This is a genomic window from Leucobacter sp., assembly GCF_053528595.1.
Genome location: NZ_JAIVPF010000059.1, coordinates 66,875 through 76,919 on the forward strand (window position 1 = coordinate 66,875; position 10,045 = coordinate 76,919).

Consider the following 10,045-nt stretch of genomic DNA (forward strand, 5'->3'; position numbering starts at 1 on the left):
AACAATCCGAGTGCCAAGTCTAGCGCAGCGAGCTGACCGCACCGGCGGGGGCGCTGCCGTTCGCGGCGGGCGCAACCCGCCGCGAACGGCGAATGCCGGGGGCGGAGATCCCCCGGCATTCGCCGTGCTGCGCGCGTCGAGCCGCTACAGCTTGTCGCCGCGGTAGAGGAACGCGGCCATCGCCTCGCGCGTCACGCTGCTCTTCGGCGCGTACGTCGGCTTGCCCGAGTCCTGCTTGATGCCGGTCGAGAGACCGCTGTCGAACATCCACGCGATCTGCGCGTAGAACTGGTCGCTCGGGCGCACGTCGGCGAACGGCGACACCTTCGGAACGGTGTAGCTCCTGTCGGCGTTCGCCCGGTTCATGAACGCGGCCATCGCCTCGCGCGTGATCTTCGACTTCGGCGCGAAGTGCGGCTTGCCCGAGGCCTGTTTGATGCCCGTCGACAGCTTCCTGTCGTACATCCACGCGATCTGGGTGTAGAACTTATCGCCCGGCTTGACGTCCGCGAACGGCGACACCTTCGGTGCGCGGTAGTTCTTCGGGGCCTCCAGGCGGTACAGGAACGCCGCCATGGCCTCGCGGGTCACCGCGCTCTTCGGCTCGTAGTCGTAGTAGACCTTGCCAGAGGCATCGGTCTTCTTGATGCCGGTCGAGAGGCCGCGCTCGGCCATCCAGGTGATCTCCTTGGAGAACTTGGTGTCCGGGGTCACGTCGGCGAACTCCACGGGGGGCTTGGGCTCCTCGGGATCCACCGGGTCCACCGGATCCGCGGCCTTCGTGAAGGCGGTCGTCGTGCCGTTGAAGCTGACCGACTCGACGGTGGCCACGGCGCCGGCTCCGTCGACCGTGAAGCCGTAGGCCAGCACGTCGTGCTGCCCGAGCGCCGCGACGATGTCGTCGAGCGGGGCTGCGGTGTTCCGCGGAACGAGCACACCCCCGCTGCCGTCGACGATGTCGGCCGACGACACCCAGCCGGCGGAGCCGATGGCACCGCTCCCGGCCACCGGAGCGCGCAGCGTGGTGAACCGCGGAGCGTCGTCCTCGCCGAAGAGCTGCCCTTCGGGGTAGTAGAAGACCGGCACCTGGGTGAAGATCGCGGCACCGCCCTCGGCCGCGTCGACGGTCATCGCCGCCGCGAAGCCCGCGGCGTTGCGCTGGAAGTCCTCCGGGGCGAAGCCGTTGATCAGCTGCGACTTGCCCGTCACCCGGAGGCCCAGGGTCGCGCCGCCCTCACCGGCGACCGTCTCGAAGGTGCCTCGAGTGGCCTCCTGGCCCGGCTCGACGCTCTCGTGCCAGCCCGGGTAGCTCTCCTCGTTCGGACGGATGTCGGCGGCCGTCACGTACTCGGTCGCGGGAGCCGCCGGGGTCGCGACGTTCTCGGCGTAGAACCTCGTCGTGACGCCGTCGGCGGTGAAGGACGAGACGAGCACGTCGCCGCTCGCGGTCTTGTCCACGTGGAAGCCGGCGCCGATCGGGAACGCGTCGCCGTCGAACGCGGCCTCCCACTGCTCGAGGGTCGCGGAGGCGTGCGCGCCGTAGCCCGCGATCGCGCGGCTCGTGGTCCAGACCGTCGAGTCGCTCGAGGGCGCCCGCAGCGTCGTCCAGGCCTCTCCGCTGGTCCAGACGCCGTCGCCGTTCGAGTCGAGCCGCAGCGGGATCTGGTAGAAGACCTTGCCAGGATCCGAGGAGACCACCTGCAGGCTCTCCGCGAGCGCCACCACCGACGGCCCCTGCGCCGTCTCGGCGACATCGTTGCCGTTGCCCTTGATGACGGTCGTATCGACGCCGCCGGCCGCGACCAGGCCGTTGCGCGCCTGCGCCGCCTCCTGCGCCTTGCTCGGGTCGAAGTGCCAGTCGTTGTAGATGTCCGATTCGGTCTCGGTGTCGGACACCTTCTTGAGATCAGCCGCGAGCACGTGCTCGATGGAGGGCACCGGCGCCGCCTGAGCGGCGCCCGCACCCGCGACGAGCCCGCCGGCGGCCAGCGCCGAGACGCCGAGCACGGCGAGTGGTTGGCGAAGTTTCATGATACGAACAGCTCCCCTACTTCGTTGTAACTGCGTGAATATCCCACAGGGAAGCAGAGGCATGGAACAGCCACCCCCGAAGTTCTCCCCCGTCTCAAAATACTCAAACGGGATCCAAGTTTCAAACGGACACCCCGGCTCAACCGAGCAGTCGATGCACCACCGTATCAGCGAGGAGGCGCCCGCGCAGCGTGGGAACGACCCGGGCGGGACGCCCCGGTGCCGCGATCGCGGCGCGGCCGTCGAGAAGTCCGTCGGCGATGAGCTGCGGGATCGCGCCGCGCTCCGCCGGGGTGAGCACGTCCGCGGGCAGCCCGTCCGAGATCCTCGTCTCCAGCAGGATCCGCTCCTCCCGCCGGGCCTCGCCGCTCAGCGCCTCCCGCGCGTGCGCCGGGGAGACCCCGGCCGCGATGCGCTGCGCGTACGCGCCGGGGTGCTTCACGTTCCACCAGCGCACGCCCCCGACGTGGCTGTGCGCACCCGGACCCGCAGCCCACCAGTCCTCGCCCGTCCAGTAGGAGAGGTTGTGGCGCGAGCGGGTCTCCGCACTGCGCGACCAGTTGCTGATCTCGTACCAGGAGAGGCCCTCGGCGGAGAAGCGGGCGTCGGCGAGCTCGTACATCTCGGCGTGCAGATCCTCGTCGGGCTCCGGCACGTCGCCCCGGCGGATCTGCGCCGCGAGCTTCGTGCCCGGCTCGACGATCAGCGCGTAGGCCGAGATGTGATCGGGATCGGTCGCGAGGGCCGCGTCGAGCGAGCGCTCCCAGTCGGCGAGGCTCTCCCCCGGCGTGCCGTAGATGAGGTCGACGCTCACCTGCAGGCCGGCCTCGCGGGCCCAGCGGGTGACGAGCGGGATGCGCTCGGGCGTGTGCGTGCGGTCGAGGGTGCGCAGTACGTGCGGCACCGCCGACTGCATTCCGAAGCTGACGCGCGTGAAGCCGGCCTCGGCGAGCCGCCGCAGATAGACCTCGTCGACCGAGTCCGGGTTGGCCTCGGTCGTCACCTCGGCGCCCGGCGCCAGGCCCCACTCGTCGCGGATCCGCTCGAGCATCGCGACGAGATCGTCCGCCGGCAGCAGCGTGGGGGTGCCGCCGCCGAAGAAGACCGTCGAGGCCGCGCGATCCGGCACCCCGGCGCGGCGCAGCACGGCGGCCCCGAAGCTCAGCTCCTCCCGCACCTGGCCGGCGTAGTCGTCGCGACGGGTGCCCCCGAGCTCGCTCGCGGTGTAGGTGTTGAAGTCGCAGTAGCCGCAGCGCACGCGGCAGTAGGGCACGTGCACATACACGCCGAAGCGGCGCTCGGAGGCGCCATGGGCGACGCTCTCGGGCAGCGATCCGTCGGCCGGAGCCGGATCCCCGTCGGGGAGGATGCTGGGCATCGAGACCTAGTCCGCGGCCTGCGCGCCCGGTGCGAGCGACGCGATCTGCTCCTTGGCCGAGTCGATCGCGACGCGGATCGCCGAGCGGCTCTTGAGGCCGAGCAGTCCGTTCTTCGGTGCGAACAGGAAGCCGCGGGCGACCGCCCAGACCGTGTCGTCGTCGCGGTGCTCGACGGCGAAGAGCTGCTCGCCCACCGCGCCGTTCTCGTCGCTCGTGCCCCAGGCGAACCCGACGCGGCGATCCTCCTCCACCGTGTAGACCACCAGCACGCCGCGCGGATCCTGCCCCTCGGCGTGCAGCATCGCGGTCGTGCCCGCAACGAGATAGGGCTCGCCGTCCGGCCCGAAGTGCTCCTCGACCGCGTCGGCGGCCTGCGGCGCGCCGGCGTCGTCGAAGGTCGGGCCGGTGTAGAGCGCTCCCGCGCCGCGCACGACGTCCTCGACCCGCACGCCGGCGCCGCGCTGCGCACCCCAGGTCATCAGCAGGTTCGAGACCAGCAGGAAGCGATCCGGACCGCTGCCGAGCCGCAGCTCCTCCTCGTACGGGGTGCTGCCCTCGGGTGGGAAGCGCATGAGATCCGCCTGCTTCGAGGCACCCACCGCGGCGTACGCGACGGGCATCTCGACGTGGCTGCTGCGCTTCGGCTGCTCCTTCTTGCTCACTTCTTGACCTCCTTGCCCTCCACGTCTCCGGAGAGGGCGGCGATGAACGCCTCCTGCGGCACCTCGACGCGTCCGACCATCTTCATGCGCTTCTTGCCCTCCTTCTGCTTCTCGAGCAGCTTGCGCTTCCGGCTGATGTCGCCGCCGTAGCACTTGGCGAGCACGTCCTTGCGGATCGCGCGGATGGTCTCGCGGGCGATGACGCGCGCGCCGATCGCGGCCTGGATGGGCACCTCGAACTGCTGCCGGGGAATGAGCTTGCGCAGCCGCTCAGCCATCATCGTGCCGTAGTGGTAGGCGTTGTCGCGGTGCACGATCGCGCTGAACGCGTCGACCTTGTCGCCCTGCAGCAGGATGTCGACCTTCACGAGGTCGGCCTCCTGATCCCCCATGGGCTCGTAGTCGAGGCTCGCGTACCCCTGGGTGCGGCTCTTCAGGTGGTCGAAGAAGTCGAACACGATCTCGCCGAGCGGCATGCTGTAGCGCAGCTCAACGCGCTCGCCGAGGTACTCCATGCCGAGCAGGCTGCCGCGGCGGCTCTGGCAGAGCTCCATGATGGCGCCCACGTAGTCCTTCGGGGCGAGGATCGCGGTCTTCACGACCGGCTCGCGCACGCTCGCGATCTTGCCGTCGGGGTACTCCGAGGGATTCGTGACCGTGACGGTCTTGCCGTCGTCGGTGGCGACCTCGTAGATCACGCTGGGCGCGGTGGCGATGAGGTCGAGGTCGAACTCGCGGCGCAGGCGCTCGGAGATGATCTCGAGGTGCAGCAGGCCGAGGAAGCCGCAGCGGAAGCCGAAGCCCAGCGCCACCGAGGTCTCGGGCTCGTATTGCAGCGCGGCGTCGGAGAGCTTGAGCTTGTCGAGCGCCTCGCGCAGGATCGGGTAGTCGCTGCCGTCGAGCGGGTAGAGGCCGGAGAACACCATCGGCTTCGGATCCGTGTAGCCGGGCAGGGCCTCCTGGGCCGACCCCAGCTTGGTGGTGACCGTGTCGCCGACCTTCGACTGGCGCACGTCCTTCACACCCGTGATGAGGTAGCCCACCTCGCCCACGGCGAGGCCCTTCGTCGGCGTCGGACCGGGCGAGGACACGCCGATCTCGAGCGCCTCGTGCTCCGCCTTCGTCGACATCATCAGGATCTTCTCGCGCGGGGTCAGCCGCCCGTCGACCATGCGCACGTAGGTGACGACGCCCCGGTAGGGGTCGTAGACCGAGTCGAAGATCATCGCGCGGGCGGGGGTGTCGATGTCGCCGGTCGGTGCGGGGATGCGCTCGACCACCCGGTCGAGCAGTTCCTCGACCCCTGCGCCGGTCTTGCCCGAGACCTTCAGGATGTCCTCGGGGTCTCCGCCGATGAGGTCGGCGATCTCCCGCGCCACCCGCTCGGGGTCGGCCGCGGGCAGGTCGATCTTGTTGAGCACCGGGATGATCTCGAGATCGTTCTCCATCGCCAGGTACAGGTTGGCGAGGGTCTGCGCCTCGATGCCCTGCGCGGCGTCGACGAGCAGGATCGCGCCCTCGCACGCGGCGAGCGAGCGCGACACCTCGTAGCTGAAGTCGACGTGCCCCGGGGTGTCGATCATGTTGAGGGCGTAGTCGTCGTCCAGTCCCTGAGCCTGTCGAAGGGCCCAGTGCATGCGCACGGCCTGCGACTTGATCGTGATGCCGCGCTCGCGCTCGATGTCCATGTTGTCGAGGTACTGCGCGCGCATATCGCGGTCGGAGACGGTGCCCGTGATCTGCAGCATGCGATCCGCGAGCGTCGACTTGCCGTGGTCGATGTGCGCGATGATGCAGAAGTTGCGGATCTTCGCGGGGTCGGTCGACGCCGGCTCTGGGGGGTTCACACTGCGAGGAGACATTGCGAGCAATTATCGCACGAGCGGAGCGGGACGACCGACCGGGACGGCTCCCGTTCTGCGAGGATGTCTGCATGCCCCAGGTCGCCGCCCTCTACCGCTATCCCGTGAAGGGCTTCACACCCGAACCCCTCGAGCGGCTGACCGTGCAGGCCGACGGTCGCGTCGCCGGGGACCGGGTCCTGGCGTTCCGATTCGCCGACGCGGCCGCGCCGGAGAAGCGGGACGGGCTCGACTACTGGCCGAAGGCCAGGGGACTCTCCCTGCAGGACTTCCCCGCGCTCGCCGCGCTGCGCCTCGCGTACGACGAGGCGGCGCTGCGGGTGCGCATCACCCACGAGGAGCGGACGCTCGTGGAGGCCGGCCTCGACGAGGCGGGCCGGAAGCGCATCGTCCGGGCGGTCACCGGCTTCGCACTCGGCACCCGGGAGGGATCCCGCCTGCGCCGCCCGGGCCGGCTGCCGCTCGCGCTCGTCGGAGACGGAGTCGGCTCTCGCTTCCAGGACCGGCCCCGCGGCTTCGTGTCGGTCCACGGGCGCGCCAGCGTCTCGGCGCTGGGCGACGCCCTCGGATTCCCGGTCGACGACCGCCGCTTCCGGTCGAACATCGCGGTCGACGGCATCGGGCCGTGGGAGGAGCTCGACTGGGCCGGCCGCGTGCGGATCGGCGACGTCGTGTTCCGCACGGAGGGACCCATCGTGCGCTGCCTGGCCACCCACGCGAACCCCGACACCGGGGTGCGTGACGCGCGCGTGCTCACGACGCTCACGCAGCGCATCGGCCAGGCCGAGCCGACGCTCGGCCGTCTCCTGCTCCCGGCCGATCCCGATCCCGCTCCCGATCCCGCGGATGCCGCAGCGGGGCCGGATGCCGCCGCGGGGCGCAAGGCGCTCGGGACGATCCGGGTCGGCGACGAGGTGGAGGTCCTCTGAGCCGTCGGGACCCGCGGAGCCGGGCGCACCGCTCCTCGACGTGCACTGGGCGCGCCCGGCGGATTCTGCTAAGCTTGATTCTTGGCTTGCGTGTGGATCGAATCCGCACATCCCGCGAGGTGCCCTCTCTCACCGAGCGGAACAACCGTCAACCTTTACGTTTTAAGGACACAACTCAACGTGGCAAACATCAAGTCGCAGATCAAGCGCATCAAGACCAACCTCAAGGCGACCGAGCGCAACAAGGCGTACAAGAGCGAGCTGCGCACCGTCGTGCGCGCGACCCGCGAGGCCATCGCCTCGGGCGACAAGGCCGCCGCCGAGGCGAAGCTGCTGGTCGCCGGCAAGAAGCTCGACAAGGCCGCCTCCAAGGGCGTCATCCACAAGAACCAGGCGGCGAATCGCAAGTCGAAGCTCGCCGCTCAGGTCGCAGCGCTCTGAGCCTGCCCCGCACCGCTTCGAAAGGCCCCGCTCCGGCGGGGCCTTTCGCGTTTCAGTGCCCGGCGTCCGCGCCGATCGAACCGGCGGGGCGAGGCGGGTCGCCCACCCCCGGCCCGCCTCACCCCGCCGCCGGGCCCGACCACAGCGAACGGCGAGAGGCGGATAACGCGGGTGAATCGCGAGAATCTCCCGCGTTATCCGCCTCTCGACGGAACGGGCCTCGGGGGCTGCGCCGATCGGGTCGCGCCGTCATCCTGCGCGGAGCGAGCGCAGCGCCCGTCGGCGCGATCCCCTAGCGTCCCCGCTTCGCCACGAACAGCAGGTACTTCTCGAGTGCGTACTCGGGATCGCGGCTGCCGCCCTTGAGCAGCCACTCCGTCTCGGCCGCGAGGTCGATGCACCGCGCGAGATCCTCCTCGCGCCAGCCGCGCACCTCGCGCTGGGCCCGATCCACCTGCCAGGGCGCCATGCCGAGCTCCTTCGCGAGCTGACCGCTCGATCCGCGCGCCCCGTAGACACGTGCCATCGCGCGCACCTTCATGTTGAGGGCGGCGAGCATCGGGATCGGGTCCGTACCGGTGGAGAGCGCCTGGCGCAGCAGCACCAGCGCATCGGCCGCCCTCCCCGCCGTCGCCGCGTCCGCCACTTTGAAGGCGTTGGTCTCCACACGCCCCTCGGTCGCGCGGTTCACCTCCTCCTCGCTGATCCGCGATCCCGCATCCGACACCAGCTGCGCGCACGCGCCGGCGAGCTCCCCGATGCCGCCCGAGTACGCGGCGACGATCATGCGCAGCGCGCCCGGCGTGATCTGGGCCCCGAGCCGGCGGAACTCCGCCTGCGCGAAGGCCAGGCGGTCCTGATCCTTCTTCACCTCGGCGCACAGCACCTCGATGCCGCCGCCGGCGCCGCCCCGCACGAGATCGAGCAGCGCCTTGCCGCGCTGCCCCCCGGCATGGCGCAGCACGAGCGTCGTGTCCTCCGCCGGCTCGGCGACGTAGCGCTTGGCGTCCTCGAGGAACGCATCGGAGCACTTCTCGACGCCCTCGACGCGGATGAGCCGCGGTTCGGCGAAGAGCGAGGGGCTCGCGATCGTGAAGAGTTCGCCCGCGGTGTAGCTCGCGGCGTCGACATCGTGCACCTCGAGGTCGCTGTGCGCCTCGAGCAGCGCGGTGCGGATCGCCTGGGTCGCGCGGTCGGCGAGAAAGGCCTCCGGCCCGCTCACGAGCACAACGGGCGCCGGGCGGGCCTCGATCCAGTCGAGCTGCGGGATCTTCGTCTTCGCTCCTCGTGCTGCTGCCACCCCTCAACCCTACTGGCTTCGCGGCGCCGCGGAACCTGCCCCCCGGCGACTCAGGCCCCGTCGATCACCCGGGCCCTCGCGTCGAACGGGAGGTGGAAGGTGAAGGCCACGGGCGTGTCCCCCTGCTCGTGGAAGTAGTCGAGACGGGAGGTGGCCTCGGTCCACGTGACCTGATGGCCGGGTTCGATCCACCAGAGGCAGTAGTTCGGCCAGGGGCACTGCAGGAACGAGTTCGCGCCCCGAGATGCGGGGCGGTGCAGCCGCTCGTAGGCGAAGCTCCTGACCCCCGCGTAGTCCTTCCAGACGGACAGCGTCTGGGCGGCACCGCATGGCTCCTTCGCCGCCGTGAGGCTGAGATCCGGCACGGCGTACGCTCCCCACGGCCCCCAGTCCCCCGGATCGCTCTCGAGCACCTCGTCTCCGTCGGAACGGACCGCGCGCGCGATCAGACCAGGCGCGTCCTCCTCCACCTGGAACACCCGACTCGCCTGCGCAGCGAAGCGGCCCGCCTGCTCCCGGTCATTCGTCGATCGCTGAATGGCGCATGTGATCAGGGCGACCTGCAACGGCACTCCTTCTCCTCTGTGTCCGGCGGCGAGATCCCAGGGGTTCTCGGCCGTTGCGCTGTCCCCGTCACCCGGGATGCGCTCTCGGCCGGAGCCGGTCTCTCGCCCGAGACCGGGCCGCCTCGCACCTGGGAGTGATAGACAGATGTAAATCTCAGTCCGGAGATTAGCACTCAGAATCGGAACCAACTCACATCACCGGCCCGCTCGTTACCGGAACGTGACCTTCGGTCTCAGAGGTTTCTTCCGATCGCAGCAGTCGAGTGCCCTCGGCCCCGACAGGGATCCGTCGGGCGGCGACGCGACCGCGGTGAGAACGAGGCGTGGGACCCGGTGCGCAAGCCGGTGAACAGGCGCCGGGCGGCGCGGGAACCGGCATGGGATGTCCCTCCCTGCTCGACCCCCGAATGGAACTCCGGCATTGCCCGGCGAAAGGCGATCCGGTGAGGTGATGACAACGCTCATCGCATCATCCGTGATGGCTATCAGCTCTGCAGCGCAAGCAATCGATGAGCACAGCGTTGCGCCACAAGGCACCGTCCCGGATCGAACGATCTACGTAGACGAGCGGGCTCCGCTTCCTTCGGGAGACGTGGCAAGCCGCAGCATCTCAGACTCAACCCTGATCGAGATATTCGAGGGCGAAGGAGAGAGCTTTCCAGTCATCCCGAAGTCGGGCGGGTCGATCCAAGTCGTGTACCTGGACGCCGTTCCTCTCGTCAGCACTGAACCAGAACCATCTACGGCTGCACGCCCAGCCTGCACGAAATCATCGACCGTGTACGCACCCTGAAAAGTTGGAGCGGCAGCGCACCTGACCACCTCCGGAACGATATCGGCCGATTGCGTTTCGGGAGATGGTGTGACTTCTGGAA

The 10,045-nt window shown here is 69.8% G+C and carries 8 protein-coding genes; 2 read left to right on the top strand and 6 right to left on the bottom strand.

Annotation, left to right across the window (positions count from 1 at the left end):
* Positions 1-144: 144 nt before the first annotated feature.
* The 4 genes from ACWKZU_RS12190 to lepA form a co-directional block, all read right to left on the bottom strand.
* Positions 145-2,031 (bottom strand): S-layer homology domain-containing protein, encoded by a 1,887-nt coding sequence (locus ACWKZU_RS12190; RefSeq protein WP_449282593.1) that lies wholly within the window; start codon positions 2,029-2,031, stop codon positions 145-147.
* A 139-nt stretch (positions 2,032-2,170) separates the two neighbouring features.
* Positions 2,171-3,409, bottom strand: coding sequence for a radical SAM family heme chaperone HemW (gene hemW / locus ACWKZU_RS12195; protein ID WP_449282594.1), 1,239 nt, complete (start codon positions 3,407-3,409; stop codon positions 2,171-2,173).
* A gap of 6 nt (positions 3,410-3,415) precedes the next feature.
* Positions 3,416-4,072 carry a DUF1990 family protein gene (locus ACWKZU_RS12200; RefSeq protein WP_449282595.1) on the bottom strand — a complete coding sequence of 219 codons (657 nt, stop codon included), beginning with the start codon at positions 4,070-4,072 and terminating at the stop codon, positions 3,416-3,418.
* Positions 4,069-5,934, bottom strand: a complete 1,866-nt coding sequence (gene lepA / locus ACWKZU_RS12205; protein ID WP_449282596.1) for a translation elongation factor 4 — start codon at positions 5,932-5,934, stop codon at positions 4,069-4,071. The genes ACWKZU_RS12200 and lepA overlap by 4 nt, the downstream gene beginning before the upstream one ends.
* Before the next feature lie 71 nt (positions 5,935-6,005).
* On the opposite strand from lepA, the gene ACWKZU_RS12210 reads away from it, so the two are divergent.
* Together ACWKZU_RS12210 and rpsT are read left to right on the top strand one after the other, a co-directional pair.
* Positions 6,006-6,863, top strand: a complete 858-nt coding sequence (locus ACWKZU_RS12210; RefSeq protein WP_449282597.1) for an MOSC domain-containing protein — start codon at positions 6,006-6,008, stop codon at positions 6,861-6,863.
* Positions 6,864-7,043: 180 nt separating this feature from the next.
* Positions 7,044-7,304 (top strand): 30S ribosomal protein S20, encoded by a 261-nt coding sequence (gene rpsT / locus ACWKZU_RS12215; RefSeq protein ID WP_449282598.1) that lies wholly within the window; start codon positions 7,044-7,046, stop codon positions 7,302-7,304.
* 292 nt (positions 7,305-7,596) lie between these two features.
* Here the strand turns inward: rpsT and holA are convergent, their stop codons facing one another.
* Together holA and ACWKZU_RS12225 are read right to left on the bottom strand one after the other, a co-directional pair.
* Positions 7,597-8,604, bottom strand: a complete 1,008-nt coding sequence (gene holA, locus ACWKZU_RS12220) for a DNA polymerase III subunit delta (RefSeq protein ID WP_449282599.1) — start codon at positions 8,602-8,604, stop codon at positions 7,597-7,599.
* A gap of 50 nt (positions 8,605-8,654) precedes the next feature.
* Positions 8,655-9,170 (bottom strand): DUF3291 domain-containing protein, encoded by a 516-nt coding sequence (locus ACWKZU_RS12225; RefSeq protein ID WP_449282600.1) that lies wholly within the window; start codon positions 9,168-9,170, stop codon positions 8,655-8,657.
* Positions 9,171-10,045 lie beyond the last annotated feature (875 nt).

What these genes read in the sequence shown, in the direction of transcription:
- ACWKZU_RS12210 (WP_449282597.1), top strand. Translation starts at nt 6,006, where the DNA reads ATGCCCCAGGTCGCCGCCCTCTACCGCTATCCCGTGAAGGGCTTCACA.
- hemW (WP_449282594.1), bottom strand. Translation starts at nt 3,409, where the DNA reads ATGCCCAGCATCCTCCCCGACGGGGATCCGGCTCCGGCCGACGGATCG.
- ACWKZU_RS12190 (WP_449282593.1), bottom strand. Translation starts at nt 2,031, where the DNA reads ATGAAACTTCGCCAACCACTCGCCGTGCTCGGCGTCTCGGCGCTGGCC.
- lepA (WP_449282596.1), bottom strand. Translation starts at nt 5,934, where the DNA reads ATGTCTCCTCGCAGTGTGAACCCCCCAGAGCCGGCGTCGACCGACCCC.